The 18,397-nt window shown below is 33.9% G+C and carries 19 protein-coding genes; 11 read left to right on the forward strand and 8 right to left on the reverse strand.

Annotated features, from left to right (window positions below):
• Positions 1–10: 10 nt before the first annotated feature.
• The 5 genes from HNQ00_RS13615 to HNQ00_RS13635 form a co-directional block, all read right to left on the reverse strand.
• Entirely contained in the window at positions 11–1,036 is a 1,026-nt protein-coding gene (locus HNQ00_RS13615; protein ID WP_173839053.1) for a hypothetical protein, read from the reverse strand.
• Complete coding sequence (locus HNQ00_RS13620; RefSeq protein WP_173839054.1) at positions 1,029–1,820, reverse strand: fimbrial biogenesis chaperone; 792 nt, start codon at positions 1,818–1,820, stop codon at positions 1,029–1,031. The genes HNQ00_RS13615 and HNQ00_RS13620 overlap by 8 nt, the downstream gene beginning before the upstream one ends.
• Before the next feature lie 112 nt (positions 1,821–1,932).
• Positions 1,933–2,451 (reverse strand): hypothetical protein, encoded by a 519-nt coding sequence (locus HNQ00_RS13625; protein WP_173839055.1) that lies wholly within the window; start codon positions 2,449–2,451, stop codon positions 1,933–1,935.
• Between the two features lie 385 nt (positions 2,452–2,836).
• A complete protein-coding gene (locus tag HNQ00_RS13630) occupies positions 2,837–3,358 on the reverse strand; it encodes a hypothetical protein (protein ID WP_173839056.1) in 522 nt (173 codons plus the stop codon).
• A 456-nt stretch (positions 3,359–3,814) separates the two neighbouring features.
• On the reverse strand, positions 3,815–4,405 hold the full coding sequence (locus HNQ00_RS13635) for a riboflavin synthase (RefSeq protein WP_173839057.1): 591 nt from the start codon (positions 4,403–4,405) through the stop codon (positions 3,815–3,817).
• Positions 4,406–4,463: 58 nt separating this feature from the next.
• Between HNQ00_RS13635 and pdxA the strand changes: the two genes are divergently transcribed.
• The 11 genes from pdxA to HNQ00_RS13690 all read left to right on the forward strand — a co-directional run bounded on the left by pdxA (position 4,464) and on the right by HNQ00_RS13690 (position 12,662).
• A complete protein-coding gene (pdxA, locus tag HNQ00_RS13640) occupies positions 4,464–5,507 on the forward strand; it encodes a 4-hydroxythreonine-4-phosphate dehydrogenase PdxA (protein ID WP_173839134.1) in 1,044 nt (347 codons plus the stop codon).
• 101 nt (positions 5,508–5,608) lie between these two features.
• Positions 5,609–6,160 carry a YceD family protein gene (locus HNQ00_RS13645; RefSeq protein WP_173839058.1) on the forward strand — a complete coding sequence of 184 codons (552 nt, stop codon included), beginning with the start codon at positions 5,609–5,611 and terminating at the stop codon, positions 6,158–6,160.
• 9 nt (positions 6,161–6,169) lie between these two features.
• Positions 6,170–6,364: a 50S ribosomal protein L32 gene (rpmF, locus tag HNQ00_RS13650; RefSeq protein WP_007137315.1), complete on the forward strand. Its 195-nt coding sequence runs from the start codon at positions 6,170–6,172 to the stop codon at positions 6,362–6,364.
• Positions 6,365–6,539: 175 nt separating this feature from the next.
• Positions 6,540–7,538, forward strand: coding sequence for a beta-ketoacyl-ACP synthase III (locus HNQ00_RS13655; protein WP_173839135.1), 999 nt, complete (start codon positions 6,540–6,542; stop codon positions 7,536–7,538).
• A 23-nt stretch (positions 7,539–7,561) separates the two neighbouring features.
• On the forward strand, positions 7,562–8,038 hold the full coding sequence (accB, locus tag HNQ00_RS13660) for an acetyl-CoA carboxylase biotin carboxyl carrier protein (protein WP_173839059.1): 477 nt from the start codon (positions 7,562–7,564) through the stop codon (positions 8,036–8,038).
• A gap of 88 nt (positions 8,039–8,126) precedes the next feature.
• Positions 8,127–9,473 carry an acetyl-CoA carboxylase biotin carboxylase subunit gene (gene accC / locus HNQ00_RS13665; RefSeq protein WP_173839060.1) on the forward strand — a complete coding sequence of 449 codons (1,347 nt, stop codon included), beginning with the start codon at positions 8,127–8,129 and terminating at the stop codon, positions 9,471–9,473.
• A 262-nt stretch (positions 9,474–9,735) separates the two neighbouring features.
• Positions 9,736–10,035 carry a hypothetical protein gene (locus HNQ00_RS13670; protein WP_173839061.1) on the forward strand — a complete coding sequence of 100 codons (300 nt, stop codon included), beginning with the start codon at positions 9,736–9,738 and terminating at the stop codon, positions 10,033–10,035.
• A gap of 36 nt (positions 10,036–10,071) precedes the next feature.
• Complete coding sequence (locus HNQ00_RS13675; RefSeq protein WP_173839062.1) at positions 10,072–10,368, forward strand: hypothetical protein; 297 nt, start codon at positions 10,072–10,074, stop codon at positions 10,366–10,368.
• A gap of 45 nt (positions 10,369–10,413) precedes the next feature.
• A complete protein-coding gene (locus tag HNQ00_RS13680) occupies positions 10,414–10,710 on the forward strand; it encodes a hypothetical protein (protein WP_173839063.1) in 297 nt (98 codons plus the stop codon).
• A gap of 42 nt (positions 10,711–10,752) precedes the next feature.
• Positions 10,753–11,052, forward strand: a complete 300-nt coding sequence (locus tag HNQ00_RS13685) for a hypothetical protein (RefSeq protein WP_173839064.1) — start codon at positions 10,753–10,755, stop codon at positions 11,050–11,052.
• A gap of 269 nt (positions 11,053–11,321) precedes the next feature.
• Positions 11,322–12,662 carry a sigma-54-dependent transcriptional regulator gene (locus HNQ00_RS13690; protein WP_173839065.1) on the forward strand — a complete coding sequence of 447 codons (1,341 nt, stop codon included), beginning with the start codon at positions 11,322–11,324 and terminating at the stop codon, positions 12,660–12,662.
• Here HNQ00_RS13690 and HNQ00_RS13695 read toward each other — a convergent pair.
• From HNQ00_RS13695 to HNQ00_RS13705, 3 genes are all read right to left on the reverse strand, one after another.
• Positions 12,655–15,084 carry a hybrid sensor histidine kinase/response regulator gene (locus HNQ00_RS13695; protein WP_173839066.1) on the reverse strand — a complete coding sequence of 810 codons (2,430 nt, stop codon included), beginning with the start codon at positions 15,082–15,084 and terminating at the stop codon, positions 12,655–12,657. The two genes, HNQ00_RS13690 and HNQ00_RS13695, sit on opposite strands and share 8 nt — an antisense overlap.
• Positions 15,085–15,176: 92 nt before the next feature.
• Positions 15,177–16,373 (reverse strand): C1 family peptidase, encoded by a 1,197-nt coding sequence (locus HNQ00_RS13700; RefSeq protein ID WP_173839067.1) that lies wholly within the window; start codon positions 16,371–16,373, stop codon positions 15,177–15,179.
• Positions 16,374–16,452: 79 nt separating this feature from the next.
• Entirely contained in the window at positions 16,453–18,354 is a 1,902-nt protein-coding gene (locus HNQ00_RS13705) for a S9 family peptidase (RefSeq protein ID WP_173839068.1), read from the reverse strand.
• Positions 18,355–18,397 lie beyond the last annotated feature (43 nt).

Here is an 18,397-nt window from a genome sequence, read left to right on the forward strand (position 1 = left end):
TTTTTAGGGTTTATTGAGGGGTTATCTCGTATACTAAAGTAGTAGCATAATCATCAGACTTCGCGCTAATCAAACGTTGGTCTTGACCAGTGGTATAATATTTAATATCATATTTGTAAGTTGTCAAAGTGCTTGTATTCGTTTTTACGAGCACTTGATTTGCTGTGCTCAAAATAATTGGTGTAATTCGTTGATTGCTGTTTGAGCCTGCTAACAAAGTAAGGTTGACTACATCAATTGGGATAGTATTTCCAGTTGCTGATTGTAGGATATTGTTAGTAGAATGAACTTTTATTTGGAAATTAGTGTTACTCTTTACCGATAAACCATCAGTGTAGGTCACGCTGGCACCGTTGCTGTAATCTTGAATGCTCTTAAACTCTAAAACACCTTTTGATGCACTAAAATTAATTTGCATTGACATCTCATCAGCTGCGGGTGGAGCATCAGTGATATTACCAATATGTATTTGGAACGTTTGAGTAGTTCTACCAATGATTCCATTACTTTGATTATAAGTTGTGAATTCCATAGGAATCGTAAATCTTGTCCATGCAGGAAAATTACCTAAATATGCTCCACCAATTACCGTAAAATTAAATTTCATTTGTAAAAAATAATATGAATTGTTTTGCGATGAATTATTGTATAAAGCACTGTTCGAATTTGGTATTAAAAATACTTCTGCATTCTGCTGCAATATTACATTTAGTGGTGCACCAATTTCAGCAAATGAGGGTGTTGCCAGTGGTGACTGTTGCCCAGTTATTGTAGAAGGTTGGAAAGAAATTTTATTTGCATCGAAGGTGTATTTGCCATCGTCTGAAACTATATTTTGGTTAATCTTTGTTGATAATTTCCAGTTAGTAATATTAAAATTTCCATTTCCAGCTAATTTTACTGTTAGTGCTTCGGAACTGCTATTTCCATTATATGATGTCACTTGTAAATACGAATTGGTATTAGAAGTGAATGCTACTTGTGAAAAGCAACTTAATGACAACGAAAGTGACAAGATAATGATGAATTTATTCATAATTAAAATTTAGTTCAGCCATTTCTAATTGGGCAGCATCTCCATAATCAATGATTATCGAAGCATTGTAGGATCCTTTTTCTAAAGTTTCTAGTACAGGTAGACTCAGAGCGCGCAGGTTGCCCGGTAAAGTATAAAACACAACATTGTCTAGTACTGTTTTTTTACCTGTTTGGGTGTTTAATATCTCTCCAGATATTTTTCCATCGACCCATAGCTTAGATTGATTTCGAAATTTTAAATTGATCATGTTCAATTTTTGGTCGTACTTTAAATCTTCTATTTCTAGTTTTCGAATAAAATTTTCAGGATAACTATGAAATACTTTTATTCCAGAACGGATACTCACTTTAATAGACGCTCCTTTATTGTCAACATCATCCACAGGATTCATTTGGCTTACATATAAAACGGCAGTATGTGCTGCTAATGTATCGTTATCAACTTCAGGAGGTGTAACTGTAATTTCAAGCTCTTTTTTTTCTCCTGGCTTTAAGCTAAAGTAGTTGTCGCTATTTTTTATGGAAATCCAATTTGCACAAGAATTTGCAAGCGTATTTGAAGAGAACATTTGGTTTTCCCCTTTTTCGTCATATTCCCAGTCACCTAGACTGACAGCTAAATCCAATGTGTTTTTTGCGCTTACATTAGTTACTGATATCATTTGTGTGTTGCTTACACCAGATTTTGAGTCAAAGTATACTCTTGGAGGTGATACTGAAATGCCTGTTTGCGCATTTACTTGTAGAATGAAGAGAGAAAGAAATAAAATAAATTTATTCATTGTAGGCGTTTTTTGGGGGAGCAATAGCATTATGTTGAAAAACACAAAGTTACTAAATAAAAAAATGCCGCAATTTCTTGCGGCATTTTTTTATTGGTATATAAATTAAAGCTTATTTGCTTACAATTGTATAAGTAAGTTCTGTAGTGTAAACTGTAGGTGTTTGACCTGCAATATAGTTATCAAGGTAAGCATCTGCTCCAGCTCCTTTATAAGCCACAGATATTTTTTTATCTACTCCACCTGTCGTAGAAGTTACAAGTACTTTGTCATCAGCAGATAGATTTAAGGCCGTGTATGTTGCACCAGTTAATGCAGCAGTACCTGCAGTAGGTGTAAGTTGGATGCTGTTGGTATTAATAGTTTTTCCTCCATTAGTCATTGATGCAGTTGCGCTTTTTACTTTTACTTCAAATCCTCCAGTGCTGTAAATATTTAAGTGGTCAGTATTTGTAGAAGTAACACCATTTTTATAGTCGTCTTTTGAAGCGTATTCTAAGTCAACACTTCTTTGAGCAGTATTAATAACAAGTGTTTGAATTGGTCTTAATTTTACGTTTAAAGTAACGTTTTGAGCTTGAACTGTAGATAGTCCTAATACGATAAAAGATGCGATAATTAAATTTTTCATTGGGGTATGATTTAAATTTTGATTTGTTTTCTGGTGCAAATGTATGGTGAAATTCAAGTACGATTTTTATGAATTTTCATATTTCAGATGATATGCATATATTTCTGTTGAACTACTTTTGAATTTTTAAAAGAGCTAAATAAGTAGGCAAAGGATTACAGTTATTTTTCGGTATTCGATGTGTTTGTAACAAATAAGAACTCTTTTGTTTGTAATAATCGAGTTCAAATAAAGGTATTTGATATAAAAATTGCTTCTAATGAAGCTTTAAAAAAATAAGTAGTGCTGAAAACAAGGAGTTTAAATCAGTACTAAACCTATTATAAATAACTGATGCCGCAATTTCTTGCGGCATCAGTTGTTATTTCTATATAAAATTATTTAATTATTGGCTTATCATTGTATAGGTAAGTTCGGTACTGTAGATTGTTGGGTTTTGAGTAGCGATATAATTGTTAAGATAAGCATCTCCTCCAGCTCCTTTATAGGCTACAGATATTTTTTTATCTACTCCGCCGGCTGTAGATGACACTAAAAGACTTTCGGAAGTTGATAATTTGACATTTGACAAATATGTTGCTCCAGCTACTGCATCGCTTCCTGCACTTGCTGTAAGTTGAATACCGTCAGCATCAATTTTTTTAGTTCCATTCACCATCGCTGCCGTGGCGCTTTTTACATTTACTTGAAAACCTCCGGTGCTATAAATATTTAAATGATCTGCGTTTGTTTTAGACACGCCGTTTTTATAATCCTCTTTCGAATTGTATTCTAAATCAACATTTCTTTGACTAGAATTGACAACTAATGTCTGGATTGGTTTTAATTTTATGTTCAATGTAACGTTTTGTGCATAGACTGTAGGTAGCCCTAATGCAATAAAAGATACAAGTAATAAATTCTTCATTTGGGGGAATGTTTAAATTTCTAATTTGTTTCTCTTCAATTATAATTACAGTCTTAAATTTAGTATTGTGTTAAACTTGTAGGCCGTAATTGTTTATCAATGTATAAATGTACCAATTATAGATGGTTATTTGCTTTGTTTTAATGAAAATTTACACTATTCAATAATAAAATGAAGTTAGTGGTAATGCCTACTATATATATATATATGTTAGGTTCTCTATTACTATTTTAAAGCTATTTACTAACAATGATATATTGCTCGTGTTATTACTAATTATAAGATTATGGATAATTTTTAAATAACTGCAGCAATAAGATTATAGTTATCCTCCTCTCTTCTTCGATAGTTAAAGGGTAGCTCGTTTAGCTTTTGGCTGTTTTTCTTTCGAAAATAAAACAAATAAAAAAACCTCAGTGATTAGCTGAGGTTGGTGCTGTAATGCTAATAGCGTGCTTATAATTTGTTAGCATGTAATTTTGATACATATTTACCTATAACATCAAATTCTAAGTTAATTTTTGTTCCAACTTTAAAATCGCTAAAATTAGTGTGTTCGTGTGTGTACGGGATGATGGCAACGCTAAATTGGTTTTTCTTAGAATTCACTACCGTTAAGCTTACTCCATTTACTGTGATAGAGCCTTTTTCGATCGTTAAATTGTTAAGTGCTTCATCGTATTCAAAAGTGTAGGACCAGCTACCATTTGTTTCTTCTGTGGCGATACATACTCCTGTTTGGTCAACATGTCCTTGAACAATGTGTCCGTCCAGACGATCACCTAGTTTCATGGCTCTTTCTAAATTTACTTGGTCGCCAGTCTTCCAATCGCCTAAGTTGGTTTTTTGGATCGTTTCATCAATTGCGGTCACTGTGTAACTATTGCCGTTGATTGCAACAACGGTCAAGCAAATGCCATTGTGAGCGACACTTTGATCAATTTTTAATTCGTTAGTTATTGAAGTTTCTACTGTAACGTGTAGGTTGTCTTTATCTTTTTGAATTTCTTGGATAGTACCAAGGGTTTCTATTATTCCTGTGAACATTTCTTGTTTTATTTTACTAAATTTGTACTTCAAAATTAGTAATAAATAATTAGTAGTCATTATGAAAAGAGCAGAAAATATTATTGTTGGAATTTCGATTGGAGATTTAAACGGTATTGGAAGCGAAGTAGTACTTAAAACATTTGAAGATAGTCGAATGCTTGAGTTGTGTACACCAGTTATATTTGCTAATGTAAAAATAATGAGTTTTATCAAGAAAAATTTAGACGCTACAACTGCGCTTCATGGAATTGATAATTTAGACCAAATCGTTATAGGGAAGATCAATGTTTTGAACCTATGGAAAGAAGGAGTAGATCTAAATCTAGGGGTAAATGATGAAAAGGTAGGGACTTATGCGATTAAATCTTTTACTGCAGCAACAGAAGCATTAAAGGAGGGTATTGTTGATGTATTAGTGACGGCTCCTATAAATAAATATAATGTACAATCTGAGGAGTTTAAATTTCCTGGTCATACAGATTATTTAGATCAAGAGTTAGAAGGAAATGCTTTGATGTTGATGGTGCAGGATAATTTAAGAGTAGGTTTATTAACAGATCATATTCCGTTAAGTGAAGTTGCATCGCATCTTACAGAAGAGTTAATTATAAAAAAAATCGAAACGGTAAGAAAATCGTTGATTCAAGATTTTAGTATCAATAACCCTAAAATTGCTGTATTAGGTTTGAATCCACATTGTGGAGATGGTGGAGTAATAGGTAAGGAAGATGATGCGGTGTTAAAACCAGCGTTGAAAAAAATCTTCGAAAAAGGAACACTTGTATTTGGGCCATTTCCAGCAGATGGTTTTTTTGGAAGTGGACAGTATGAAAAATACGACGCAATTATAGCAACTTATCACGATCAAGGGTTGATTCCTTTTAAAACATTGTCATTTGGTAACGGTGTAAATTACACGGCGGGATTAAATAAGGTGCGTACATCACCTGATCACGGTACGGCATATGACATTGCTGGAAAGGGAATAGCAGATAATAATTCGTTTAAAGAGGCGGTTTACTTGGCTTTAGACATATATCGCTCAAGAATTCAGTATGCAGAAATCACTGAAAAACCGCTGCGAGTAAGAGAAAAATAGTAGTAAATAAAAAAAGATAAATAACATTATTAGTTTTATAATAATTTTATATCTTTGCACTCCCGTTTCGAAGCTTCGGAATAGGGCAAAATCATGTTGAAATGAAGAAGACAAAAGAATATTTAATTCCTTTTGTGGGATTAAAGCAAGGAAAACATCATTTTGAGTATCAATTAAATAATGCGTTCTTTGAAATCTTTGATTATAATGAATTTGAAAATTCGAATATCAAAGTAAATGTAGTTTTAGAGAAGAAAAGTTCTATGTTAGAATTAGTTTTTCAGCATCAAGGTACCGTAAATGTTCCTTGTGACTTAACAAGCGAGGAGTTTGATTTGCCTATCAAGGGTAAAATGAAATTGATTGTTCGTTTTGGAGAAGAATTTAATAATGACAATGAAGAATTGCTTATTTTGCCTTTCGGCGAATTTGAAATTGACGTAGCGCAGTATATGTATGAAATGATTGTGCTTTCTATACCTCTAAGACGCGTTCATCCAGGAGTTAAAGACGGAAGTTTAAAAACAGAAGCTCTTGATAAACTGAATGAATTGAAGGTAAAGGAACCTAAGCAGGAAGAAAAAGAAGTACAAAAAGAAGAAAATATTGACCCGAGATGGGACAAATTAAAGCAACTATTAACGGATAAATAATATAGTAAAATGGCACATCCTAAGAGAAAAATCTCCAAAACAAGAAGAGATAAGAGAAGAACACATTATAAAGCTACTGTAGCACAAATCGCTACTTGCCCAATTACAGGTGAAGCGCATTTATACCACAGAGCCTACTGGCATGAAGGGAAAATGTATTACAGAGGGCAAGTTGTTATAGATAAGTCTGTAGCTGTTGCTTAATGCATTTTTTTTATAAATGATATTTGAACTCTCACATCGTGAGAGTTTTTTTGTTGTTTGTGATTTTATTAAATAAGAAGTTCTAAAACAATGGGTTTAGATTTTTTTTTGTAATTTTCAACTCTTTTAAACGTTTTATTAAATGGAAACATTTAATAAAAAATATTCAAATACCATGAATACAATTACAGCCGCAATTACCGCTGTTGGTTCATACGTTCCTGATTTTGTTCTTACGAATAAAATTCTTGAGACTATGGTTGACACAAATGACGAGTGGATTACTTCTCGTACAGGAATTAAAGAAAGAAGAATTCTTAAGGATGATAGTAAAGGAACTTCATTCTTAGCTATACAAGCTGCTCAAGATTTAATTGCTAAAGCGGGTATAGATCCTTTAGAAATCGATTTATTGATTATGGCTACTGCAACAGCTGATATGCCTGTGGCATCAACTGGAGCTTATGTCGCTACAGCTATTGGCGCAACTAATGCCTTTGCATACGACTTGCAAGCTGCTTGTTCTAGTTTTTTATACGGAATGTCTACTGCAGCAGCATACATACAATCAGGAAGATACAAAAAAGTATTACTTATAGGAGCTGATAAAATGTCGTCTATCGTAGATTATAAAGATCGCTCTACCTGCATCATCTTTGGTGATGGAGCTGGCGCAGTTTTATTCGAGCCTAATTTTGAAGGTTTGGGTCTGCAGGATGAATATTTAAGAAGTGACGGTATAGGTCGTGATTTCTTGAAAATCGACGCTGGGGGATCATTGAATCCTACTTCAATTGATACAATCAATGAAGGAAGACATAGTATTGTACAAGACGGTAAAACAGTATTTAAATATGCTGTTACAAACATGGCTGATGCGAGTGAATTAATTTTGAAAAGAAATAATTTAACAAATCAAGATGTTGACTGGTTAGTACCACATCAAGCAAATAGAAGAATCATTGATGCTACGGCAAGTAGAATGAATCTTGAGGAATCTAAAGTATTAGTTAACATTGAAAAATATGGTAACACTACTTCGGCAACATTACCATTGGTATTAAGTGATTTTGAACACAAGTTCAAAAAAGGAGATACGGTAATTTTTGCTGCCTTTGGTGGTGGTTTTACTTGGGGGTCCATTTATTTGAAATGGGCATACGACGCAAAATAAATTTAAACTAAAAACAAATAATTATGGATTTAAAAGAAATTCAGAACTTAATCAAATTTGTAGCAAATTCGGGAGTTGCAGAAGTTAAATTGGAAATGGATGATGTAAAAATCACTATTAGAACAACTCTAGAAGGTAATACTACTGAGACAACATACGTGCAACAATTGCCTGCTCAAAATACTTTACAACAAGCTTTAGCTCCTCAGCCAGTAGCGCCAGTAGCACCTGCTGCTACGCCTCCAGCTGAAGATTCAAAATATATCGTTGTTAAATCACCAATCATTGGTACATTCTATAGAAAACCATCTCCAGACAAAGCAATGTTTGTTGAAGTAGGTACAACAATAGGAAAAGGTGATGTTCTTTGTGTGATCGAAGCGATGAAATTGTTTAACGAGATCGAATCTGAAATTTCAGGTAAAATCGTTAAAGTACTTGTAGATGATATGTCTCCTGTAGAATTTGACCAACCATTATTTTTAGTTGATCCATCTTAATTAATTTTAAATTATATGTCTTAAGGTAACTCATTTGTCACCCATAGATAATTTAAAATTTAAAGTCATAATTTAAATTAAAAACTAGATGTTTAAAAAAATATTAATTGCCAATAGAGGGGAGATTGCACTTCGTGTAATTAGAACTTGTAAAGAAATGGGCATTAAAACTGTAGCAGTTTATTCTACTGCAGATGCAGAAAGTTTGCACGTTAGATTTGCAGATGAAGCAGTTTGTATAGGACCGCCTCCAAGTAATTTGTCCTATTTAAAAATGTCAAATATTATTGCTGCTGCAGAGATTACAAATGCTGATGCAATACATCCGGGATACGGATTCTTATCTGAGAATTCTAAGTTTTCTAAAATTTGTCAAGAGCACGGTATAAAATTTATCGGTGCTTCTCCTGAAATGATTGATAGAATGGGAGATAAGGCTTCGGCTAAGTCTACTATGATTGAAGCAGGTGTACCTTGTGTGCCAGGATCTGTAGGTATTTTAGAATCTTATGAAGAAGCACTTAAGCTTTCTAGAGAATTCGGTTTTCCAGTAATGCTTAAGGCAACTGCTGGAGGTGGAGGAAAAGGAATGCGTGCAGTGTGGAAAGAAGAGGATTTATTAAAAGCTTGGGAAAGCGCGCGTCAAGAGTCTGCCGCAGCTTTTGGTAATGACGGTATGTATCTTGAAAAATTAATCGAAGAGCCTCGTCATATCGAGATTCAGGTTATTGGTGATTCTTACGGTAAAGCTTGTCACCTATCTGAAAGAGATTGTTCTGTTCAAAGACGTCACCAGAAGTTAACTGAGGAGACACCTTCTCCGTTTATGACTGATGAATTGCGTTTTAAAATGGGAGAAGCAGCTGTAAAAGCAGCCGAATTCATTAAGTATGAAGGAGCTGGAACAGTGGAATTTCTTGTAGACAAGCACCGCAACTTCTATTTCATGGAAATGAATACGCGTATTCAAGTGGAGCACCCTATTACTGAACAAGTAATTGATTACGATTTAATTCGTGAGCAAATATTAGTTGCTGCTGGAGTGCCTATTTCAGGTAAAAACTATTTACCAGAATTACACGCTATCGAATGCCGTATTAACGCCGAGGATCCTTACAATGATTTTCGCCCGTCTCCAGGAAAAATTACAACTTTACACATGCCAGGTGGACACGGTGTGCGTTTAGATACACACGTTTATTCTGGATATACAATTCCACCTAACTACGATTCAATGATTGCAAAATTGATAACGACTGCTCAAACTAGAGAAGAAGCTATTAGCAAAATGAGAAGAGCATTAGATGAGTTTGTTATCGAAGGGATTAAAACAACAATTCCTTTCCATAGACAATTGATGGACGAGCCTAAATATATTGAGGGTGATTACACAACTGCATTTATGGATACATTCAAAATGAAACCAATAGAATAACAATTAGTATATCTTTTTATAAAGCCACACAGAAATGTGTGGCTTTTTTTTGTGCCTTATTTTTTGATGTTTTGAGTAATATATACACAAGATTTCCTGCAAGTACACAAAATGGCACAAGGCGTTCTAATTACAATATTTTTTAAATTACTGATTACTAGGTATTAACAAGCTTGCTGCCTTATCTAATTGTAACGGCATAGTTATTTCATTATCTAAAGCGTAACACAATAACAAGACATTTATTTAAAACATACATATTATGAAAAAGTTAGTAGTATCAGCAGCAATCCTTTTAGGAAGCTTATCAACATTTGCATCGGTAACACCAGTAACTAATAGTACATCAAAAACGGTAGTTGTAAGTGATGAATTTGTAGAAATCAAAATCGAAGAAGTGCCATCTGCAGTTACAGATGCTTTAAAGACTGCTTATCCAGATGCCGTTGTGAATAAAGCTTATGTAAACGAAAATAAAGAATACCAATTAGACATAACATTAGGAGACAAGCAAGGTGCTGTCTTTGCAGATGAAAATGGAAAGTGGATTCAAAAACAATAATTTTAAAAAGTAAACAACAATTAAAACATACACATTATGAAAAAGTTAGTATTATCAGTAGCAGTTTTATTAGGAAGTTTAACAACATTCGCTGCAGGAACTCCAGTTCAAAATTCAATTGAAAAAGTAATTACTATTCAAGAAGAATATACAGAAATTAAAGTAGAAGAACTACCAACAGCGGTAACCGATGCTTTGAAAACAGCGTATCCAGACGCAGTAATTAACAAAGCATTTATCAATGCTAATAAAGAATATCGTTTAGATATTAAAACAGGTGATCAAGAAGGTTCACTATATGCAGATGAAACTGGAAAATGGATCCAAAAATAAAAATAAACAATAACAACATACATTAGTAATTAAAAAACAAACATTATGAAAAAGTTAATCTTATCAGCAGCAATAGTTCTAGGAAGTTTATCAACATATGCTGCAATCGCACCAACACAAAATTCAGTACAAAGCACAATCACAATAGGTGATGAATACACTGAAATCAAATTAGAAGAATTACCAACAGCTATCAGCGACGCTCTTAAAGTAGCTTATCCAGATGCGGTAATCACTAAAGCGTTTGTAAACGAAGCAAAGGAGTATAGAATTGACGTGAAAATGACTGATCAAGAAGGATCTCTTTTTGCAGACGAAAACGGAAAATGGATTCAAAAATAGTTGGAAACAACAACGTATTAATTAACCACAAAAAAATTTATTATGAAAAAGGTAGTATTATCATTAGCAGTGTTATTAGGGAGTTTTACAACTTTTGCAAACACAAATACAGTAGAGAAAAATCAGCAGGTTTTAGAAATTGCTGTACAAGAAGAGTACACTGAAGTAGCGGTTGATGCGTTACCAGATGCGGTAAAAAGTGCCGTAGCTACAGCAATGCCTGGAGCAGTAATTGAAAAAGCATATACCAATGAAAACCAAGAGTACAAACTTGAGGTAAAAGTTGGGGAAGAAAGTGTTACTGTTTATACAGATGCAGCGGGAACCATAATACAAAAATAAATAAACTATAATCTGACTTTTTTTAATAAAAATAACGAGCGTTTTAAGTGTTTGGGGAAACTTTGAAAAATGCCGTTTATAAGTACAATACAAGGTCAAAAGGCTACTGTATTAGCAGATGTCGATGACTGTTGATTGTGAAATTAATGGAAGTTAAGATTTAGGTTTGAAAGAGAGAAGTTACGTATCGTAGCTTCTCTTTTTTTTTACAAAATTTTGTGAAAATACAATTTTATTAATGTTATTTTAGCATAAAATGTAGCTATACAATGCCAAAGATTTTAATTATTGAAGATGACATCTCGTTCTGTAAACTGTTAGAAAAATTTCTAACAAAAAATACCTATGCCGTTACTGCATCATACTCTGCTGCCGAAGCTAAGATTGCTTTGACTAAAGATAAGTATGATTTAGTACTTACAGATTTGCGTTTACCAGATGATGATGGTATAAAATTGATGGGAGAAATTAAAGCGTTGTATCCGCAAATTCCTGTAATCTTAATGACAGGATACTCTGATGTAAATACCGCTGTAAAAGCAATAAAAAATGGTGCCTCAGACTATATTTCTAAACCCTTTAATCCAGACGAAGTATTAATTGTAATTGCTAATGCATTAGAAAATAATGTTCCTGAGCAAAAGATTGAGAAAAAAGAAAAAAAGGTAAAACCGAGCACTAACGATGATACTGAAGAATTTGTTCAAGGTATCTCTAAAGCTTCAATTACCTTATTGCAACATATTAAGTTGGTTAGTCCTACTGATATGTCTGTGCTAATTATTGGCGAAAGCGGTACTGGTAAAGAAATTATAGCAAAAAGTATTCACCAGCAAAGTCTTAGAAAAGACAATAACTTTATTGCTGTCGATTGTGGTGCTATTCCTAAAGAGCTGGCCGCAAGTGAATTTTTTGGTCATTTAAAAGGTTCGTTCACAGGAGCGATTTCAGATAAAATAGGCTATTTTGAAGCGGCAAATGGCGGTACGATATTTTTAGACGAAATAGGAAATCTCTCTTACGAAAACCAAATACAGTTGTTGCGTGCTTTACAAGAAAGAAAAATTAAGCCTGTAGGCAGTAATAAAGAAATTAAAGTAGATATTAGAATTCTAACTGCTACAAATGAAGATTTGAGAGAAGCAGTGAAAAATGGTGATTTTAGAGAAGATCTGTATCATAGAATCAACGAATTCTCGATTCATTCTCCTGCTTTGTCAGAGCGTGGAGAAGACTTAATGGTTTTTGCAGAGTTCTTTTTAGAGAAAGCAAATAATCAGTTGAATAAAGAAGTGATTGGCTTTTCTCCCGAAGTCGTAAGTATATTTCAAAAATATCCATGGCCAGGAAATTTAAGAGAACTTCAAAATTGTGTAAAAAGAGCCACCTTACTAACGCAAACAGATTTCATTGAAAGCAATGTTCTTCCGGCTGAATTTTTTCAGCGCGCGGTTACCACTGCAGGAGAATTTTCACTATCTGTCAATGAAAAAGAAGCTATAGTAAATGCTTTAGCAAAAGCTCAAAATAATAAATCTGAAGCGGCTAAACTTCTTAATATCACTAGAAAAACCCTCTACAATAAAATAAAATTATACGAACTTAATTAATCGCTGTTTGTATCGCTTTCACAAGTAAATTTACGTTTTCTTCTAATGTTTTAAACAGTGCTATTAACGCTGGTTGACTGTGATCGTTAATCTCAAGATTGTTTAAGATTGCAGCGCTATCTGTAGCTTCAATTTGTTTGAACATAGGAGCCATTCTGTGTGCAACCATTTTAACGGTGGCAAAATCACTGCCTTCAATAGCTTCGTGCAACAGCTCCATGTTTGTAGTAGTCGATTCTATAAAAGAGGTTAATACTGCGTTTACGGCCTCATTGTCATTGTTCAAAAAAGAGTGTAGCGAGCGCAAAGTAAACAGTTCACTTTCCTCTTTTAATGTCTCTACTTCTTGTTGAATAGGAATCATCTGCTCGTTCAACACGGCGCTAACAGTAGTTAGTAATGTTGTGGTAGTATACGGCTTTTTAATAACCGTTGTAAATCCTGTTTTACCATAAATATCGGGACCCAAATCGTTTCTTCCCGTTACAGCTACAATAGGTTGGTCGTTATAATTTTCAATGTCTTTTGCTGCTCTCGAAAAAGTAAAACCATCCATTGCTGGCATTTGTATGTCGGTGATGACCAAATCAAAAGCGGTTACTGCCATTTCTTTTAATGCGATGTGGGCATTGTCAAATGGTAGTACAGTATAATTATGTTGTCGTAATACTTCTGTTGTTAGTTTCAATAAATCGGTGTCGTCATCAACTACTACAATGGTTTTTGATCCCATTGGTTTTATTTTCGAAAATTGATTTGTAGGTACTGATAATATTGTGTCATCATAATTGAGTGGCAACTCAACTAGAAACGCACTTCCTTTTTCATTGCTTTCTTTTAATGATAGCGTACCGCCAAGAAGCGAAATTATTTTTTTAGAAATTGCTAATCCTAGTCCAGTGCCTCCGTACTTTTTTTCTATGTTTTCATTGGCTTGTGCAAATTCTTCAAATACTAAATCTTGACTGTCTTCTTCAATTCCTATTCCTGAATCTTGAATTGTAATAGCGACTGTAGTATTATTTTTTACGCTAGCATTAATGGTGATGCGTCCCTCTTCAGTAAATTTATAAGCGTTACCTATAATGTTTGTAAGCACTTGTTTTAATCTAAAAGGATCTGCAATTATATTTTGATTCAATGCGCTATCTGCAGTGATTTTTAAGGCTATTTTTTTATGTGAAAATACAGATTGAACACTTTTTGCAATCTCGTCCATCATATCGGGTAGTGAAAAACTGGTATTTTCAATGGCGATTTTTCCTGCTTCGATTTGGGAGAAATCTAAAAGGTCTTGTACTAATCTCGAAATATATTCTGACGAGTTCTTAACATTTTGAGTAAAGTATTTTTGCTTTGCCGTCAATGGAGAATTGCCTAACATCTCAATATAACCCATAATAGTGCTTAAGGGCGTTTTAAGGTCGTGACTCACCGTAGAGATGAGTTGTTCTCTGCTTTTTAAGAGATTTTTAGTTTTAAAGTTGGCAATCTCTAATTGCTTTTTATAGGATTGCGTTTTTGAAAAATCACTAGTAATTAATATCGAAAAGAAAACGGTAAGCAGTAAGCCTACAGCGGCGGCGGCAGTTACTATTTGATTGATTTTCTTTAAAGATTTTTCTTTTTCAGTATTATTTTGAACAGAATATACGATAATCTCTCGCTCAATAATTCGCAATACTTTTCTCAATTTCTCTGAGATTAATATCTCATTTCTTAAGAGTTTGTTTTCTTGAATGTTTACAGATTCTTTTTGTTTTGCCGTTTCTTTCTTGACGGTGCTCAGCAGTCGCTTTGAGGCTGCTAAAATAGAATCCGTTACTTTTTTAGTAAGGGTGTTTGTGCTGTCATCAGGGATATTTTGATTCAAATAATCCACATATTTTTGCAGTACATTACGCTGGTAAGTTCCCAGTGCGGCAGGGTTTTTAGTGAAATCATTGAGCTCAAGTTTGCGCAAGGATGATTCTAATTTTGAAATTTCATTAATAGCATTGCTTACAGATTCTTCATCATTGCCTTGATTTTTTATGGCGCGTAATTGCCTAATATTATTATTCTTTTCTGATAATAATATATTGACGCTATCTAATAACTTAATTTGGTATTTAGTAGAAACGATTTTCTTTAATGCGTTTATTTTAAACTGCAATGAATCAGTTTCTAGAACGTAATTTTGAAAATCTGCTTCAGAATTTGTTTGGATGGTCTTTCGAGCTAAACTCTCTGTTTTATAAACACTGGTAAAGAGCTTGGTGACTTTTAAAACCTTGTTTTTTTCGAAAATTATCTTTTTTTCAATGTTGGTATAAACCACATTTTCTGAATATAAAATCCACCCCACACTCATTACTAATGCCGCTAAGGCTAGGTAACTGATAAAAACCTTGACAGGTATATTACTGCTCTTATTTCCCATTTTTTAGTGTTAATGCGGGGTAGATTTATATTGTTATCGTGAAGTAATTATAGCTACATTCACGATAATTAGTTACAGCTGTACGCTACTAATTATGCTCCTATTTTCTTGGCAATGTCTGTTGGGATCGCTGCTTTATTAACCATAAAAGAAGTTGTTTTATATTTTACAAAATTCTTAGTAACATATAAATATCCTTTGTAGTCATTTGTCACTCCCCAAGAATTTTTAACGATGTAGTATTCTTTTCCAGTTTGGTCTTTTGCAAGCCCTACAATATGCATCGCGTGATCATCTGTAGTTTGATAATTATCAAATGCTTTTTGACGCAATTCTTCAGTGATTTCTAATTCTGGTTTAGGTCCATTGAACATGTTTTCTTTTTCTTCAGTAGTCATGTCCTCTGCCTTTTTTGTAGGAACGTATGCCACACCATTTTTCCAACTGAAGCTTTTTTCACTTACATCAGATGCCCATGCCACAGTATAACCCGTTTTTAATGCATTGTCAATAATTGAAGTCATGTCGTTCATCTTGACGTTGTACACCAAGTCAAATGACCAGTTATCAGGAACCATCATCATCGTTTTTGCGTAGTAAGGCTCAGTAGAATAAGAAGCAAATTCTACGTACTCATCAGGATTAATTCCTACCACTTCTTTAGCAAATGATTGCGGTGTGTAGTTCTTACCTTTGTAATCAAAGTTTTTAGGAACTTCTCCTAGGTAAGAATCAATAACTGCTGCGTATGCTTTTTCCCAGTTAGGTGTCAATTCACCATTTGGATTTTTTACTACTGCTGCTAACATTGCTTCAGTAATACCTGCCATTTCAGCAAATTTGTTCTTTGTTGTACCGTAATTTAATCCGCTGTACACTGATTGTGGTACCGCTCCGTATTTTCTAAACATGTTTGTTACATCATGTAATTCTCCTCCGTCTCCTAGCGTTACTGCGCCATGCATGCGCACATAGTTTTTACCTTTTTCAACATAGGCATTACGTGCCGAAAATACTTGAGAAAGTTCTACGGGTTGTTTTCCCATTCTAATCATTTCTGACTCTAAGTAAGAATTAGTCGAATAACTCCAGCATGTCCCTGACGAACCTTGATTTTTTATAGAGGTGTTTCCTAGATTGATGATATCAGTAAAGGTGAAACTTTCAGCGCTTTTTGCACTGATGTTTACTTTTAACGAATTTACTAATCCATCTTGTGCTGAAACAGAATTCATGCTTAACGCTATTGCTGATGCGATGAATAAGTTTTTAATAGGGAATTTATACATGAGATATTATTTGGTTACGATATTTGTTGTTCTGTAATGAGATTTTAAGAATAAATGGTAATCGAAAATTCAAGTTTAATTATAGCGTTTCTTTAAGCCATTTAAAGAATTCTCTTTGCCATACTTGCGCGTTTTGAGGTTTTAAAACCCAATGATTTTCTTCCGGAAAATATAAAAATCTGCTTTTTATTCCGCGCAATTGTGCTGCTTGAAATGCTTCTTGCCCTTGTCCTATTGGGACTCTAAAATCTTTACCACCTTGAATCACTAAGATAGGTGCGTTCCATTTGTCGACTAATGTAATTGGGTTAAAAGTAGTATAGGTTTTTTGCGCTACAGCATTGTCTTTTTCCCAGTATGCACCACCAAAATCCCAGTTGTTAAAGAAAACTTCTTCAGTAGTCCCAAACATACTTTGCGTATTAAAAACACCATCGTGAGCAATAAATGTTTTAAAACGGTTGTTGTGAATTCCAGCTAAGTAAAAAGCAGAATACCCACCATAACTAGCTCCTACACATCCTAAACGGCTTTTGTCTACATAGCTTTCTTTGCTTACATCATCAATCGCAGATAGGTAATCGTCCATAACCTGGCCACCCCAATCTTTACTAATTGCTTCATTCCATTCAACACCATGTCCTGGCATACCACGGCGGTTAGGCGCCACAACGATATAGCCGTTTGCTGCCATTAATTGAAAATTCCAACGGAAAGAATAAAACTGAGTCAAAGCGCTTTGTGGTCCTCCTTGACAATATAAAAGTGTAGGGTATTTTTTTGTTGCATCAAAGTTAGGAGGTAAGATAACCCATACTAACATTTTTTTGCCATCAGTAGTCGTAACGTATCTTCTTTCAGTTTTGCTTAACGCCAATGTTTTATAAACATCAGTATTTACATTGGTGATTTGTTTCCAGTCATTTTTCTTTAAATCATAGGTAAAAATTTCTGCAGCGTGATTCATGTCTCCTCTTGTAACAAGAACATTATTTCCTGAAAAACCAATGATTTCATTTATGTCAAAATCACCTTTTGTAACTTGAATTACTTGTATCGCAATTCTTGTAAGACCAGGAAAGTTTACTTCAAATAGTTGTTTTGTTCCGTCTACAGCAGCAATAAAATAGATTTTTTTACCGTCAACACTCCACTTATAACTTTCAACGGTACCGTCCCAGTTTGCTGTTAAGTTCATTTTTTGACCTTTGAAATCAACAATCAAGTCATTTTTATCAGCTTCATAACCGTCACGTTTCATTTGTAACCACGTTATATTTCCTTCAGGAGAAAATTGTGGCGCAGTATCATATCCTAGGTTTCCTTCGGTTCTATTGATTGTTTTTCCAGTGGCTAGATTGTATTCAAAAATATCTGTATTTGTCGAAATAGCATATTGTGTGCCTGCTTTTTTCTTAGCTACGTATAGAATGCTCTTGCTATCTGGTGACCAAATGTAATCTTCGTCACCTCCAAAAGGTTTTTGCGGACTATCGTATGCTTCGCCTTTTAAAATATCAATTCCGGTTGCATCGGTTTTTGTTTCTTTGTAAAAAACATGATTGAATTTCCCTTCGTTCCAAGTATCCCAATGACGGTAATCTAAACCATCATAAATTTGAACTTCTGATTTTTCTAACTCTGGATAAAAATCTTTCCCATTTACTGCGTTGATTTTTACCTCTTCATTGTATGCTAAATACTTCGAGTCTAGTGAAATGTTTTTATTGATTACAAGTCCTTCATAATCCTTTACTTCGGTGGCGTTTCCTCCATTTACAGGGATTGTATAATATTTAGAAGACGATTTGTTTTCTTCGATAGAAGGTGTTGTCACCTTGTAAACGATATTTTTACTGTCTTTAGAAATGCCTAAGGGAGATACTCTGCCTAATTTCCAGAGCAATTCTGGTGTCATTACGTTTTGGCTCATTGCGCTTAAACTCATCATTGTTAATGTTGTAAGAAGAATTTTTTTCATGAAAATGCTTTTGTTTTTGGAATCTAAAAATACAATTTAATTC

This window comes from Flavobacterium aeripolare (assembly GCF_013294025.1).
Taxonomy (GTDB): domain Bacteria; phylum Bacteroidota; class Bacteroidia; order Flavobacteriales; family Flavobacteriaceae; genus Flavobacterium.

Coding starts and splice junctions, on each gene's coding strand:
- HNQ00_RS13700 (WP_173839067.1), bottom strand. CDS start 16,373: ATGTATAAATTCCCTATTAAAAACTTATTCATCGCATCAGCAATAGCG.
- accB (WP_173839059.1), top strand. CDS start 7,562: ATGGATTTAAAAGAAATTCAGAACTTAATCAAATTTGTAGCAAATTCG.
- HNQ00_RS13675 (WP_173839062.1), top strand. CDS start 10,072: ATGAAAAAGTTAGTATTATCAGTAGCAGTTTTATTAGGAAGTTTAACA.
- HNQ00_RS13620 (WP_173839054.1), bottom strand. CDS start 1,820: ATGAATAAATTTATTTTATTTCTTTCTCTCTTCATTCTACAAGTAAAT.
- HNQ00_RS13685 (WP_173839064.1), top strand. CDS start 10,753: ATGAAAAAGGTAGTATTATCATTAGCAGTGTTATTAGGGAGTTTTACA.
- accC (WP_173839060.1), top strand. CDS start 8,127: ATGTTTAAAAAAATATTAATTGCCAATAGAGGGGAGATTGCACTTCGT.
- HNQ00_RS13680 (WP_173839063.1), top strand. CDS start 10,414: ATGAAAAAGTTAATCTTATCAGCAGCAATAGTTCTAGGAAGTTTATCA.
- rpmF (WP_007137315.1), top strand. CDS start 6,170: ATGGCACATCCTAAGAGAAAAATCTCCAAAACAAGAAGAGATAAGAGA.
- HNQ00_RS13705 (WP_173839068.1), bottom strand. CDS start 18,354: ATGAAAAAAATTCTTCTTACAACATTAACAATGATGAGTTTAAGCGCA.
- HNQ00_RS13625 (WP_173839055.1), bottom strand. CDS start 2,451: ATGAAAAATTTAATTATCGCATCTTTTATCGTATTAGGACTATCTACA.
- HNQ00_RS13670 (WP_173839061.1), top strand. CDS start 9,736: ATGAAAAAGTTAGTAGTATCAGCAGCAATCCTTTTAGGAAGCTTATCA.
- HNQ00_RS13695 (WP_173839066.1), bottom strand. CDS start 15,084: ATGGGAAATAAGAGCAGTAATATACCTGTCAAGGTTTTTATCAGTTAC.
- HNQ00_RS13690 (WP_173839065.1), top strand. CDS start 11,322: ATGCCAAAGATTTTAATTATTGAAGATGACATCTCGTTCTGTAAACTG.
- HNQ00_RS13615 (WP_173839053.1), bottom strand. CDS start 1,036: ATGAATAAATTCATCATTATCTTGTCACTTTCGTTGTCATTAAGTTGC.
- HNQ00_RS13635 (WP_173839057.1), bottom strand. CDS start 4,405: ATGTTCACAGGAATAATAGAAACCCTTGGTACTATCCAAGAAATTCAA.
- HNQ00_RS13655 (WP_173839135.1), top strand. CDS start 6,540: ATGAATACAATTACAGCCGCAATTACCGCTGTTGGTTCATACGTTCCT.
- HNQ00_RS13645 (WP_173839058.1), top strand. CDS start 5,609: ATGAAGAAGACAAAAGAATATTTAATTCCTTTTGTGGGATTAAAGCAA.
- HNQ00_RS13630 (WP_173839056.1), bottom strand. CDS start 3,358: ATGAAGAATTTATTACTTGTATCTTTTATTGCATTAGGGCTACCTACA.